The 576-nt window shown below is 66.0% G+C and carries 1 protein-coding gene; it reads left to right on the forward strand.

Annotated features, from left to right (window positions below):
- Positions 1-547: beta-N-acetylhexosaminidase (gene nagZ, locus HX846_RS38110; RefSeq protein ID WP_178967565.1), on the forward strand; the 547-nt coding region annotated here is incomplete at its 5' end.
- Between the last annotated feature and the right edge of the window lie 29 nt (positions 548-576).

The following is a 576-nucleotide window of genomic DNA, read 5'->3' on the forward strand; positions in this document are numbered from 1 at the left end:
GAACAGCGCCGGTATGGCGGCCACCGGCAAGCACTTCCCCGGCCACGGCTGGGCCGAAGCCGATTCCCACGTCGCCATTCCCAACGACGAGCGCAGCCTGGAACAGATTCGCGCCAATGACCTGGTGCCTTTCGCGCGCCTGAGCAAGCAACTGGCAGCCGTCATGCCGGCCCATGTGATTTATCCACAAGTGGACGCGCAACCGGCCGGGTTCTCCCGGCGCTGGTTGCAGGACATCCTGCGTGGCGAGTTGCAGTTCGACGGGGTGATCTTCAGTGACGACCTGTCGATGGCGGGGGCTCATGTGGTCGGTGATGCTGCCAGTCGTATTGAGGCGGCGTTGACTGCCGGTTGCGACATGGGCCTGGTGTGCAACGACCGCGCCGCCGCCGAGCTGGCCCTGAGTGCCGCCCAGCGCATGAAGGTCACTCCGTCGGCGCGTATCGCGCGGATGCGTGGTCAGGCGGTGGCGTCGACCGAGTACAAGCAGGATCCGCGTTGGTTGGCGGCGTTGGGTGCGCTGCGGGATGCTCAGTTGATCGACTGACAACTGCGGTGCGCCCTTCGCGAGCAAGC

The organism is Pseudomonas sp. K5002 (assembly GCF_013386655.1).
Classification (GTDB): domain Bacteria; phylum Pseudomonadota; class Gammaproteobacteria; order Pseudomonadales; family Pseudomonadaceae; genus Aquipseudomonas.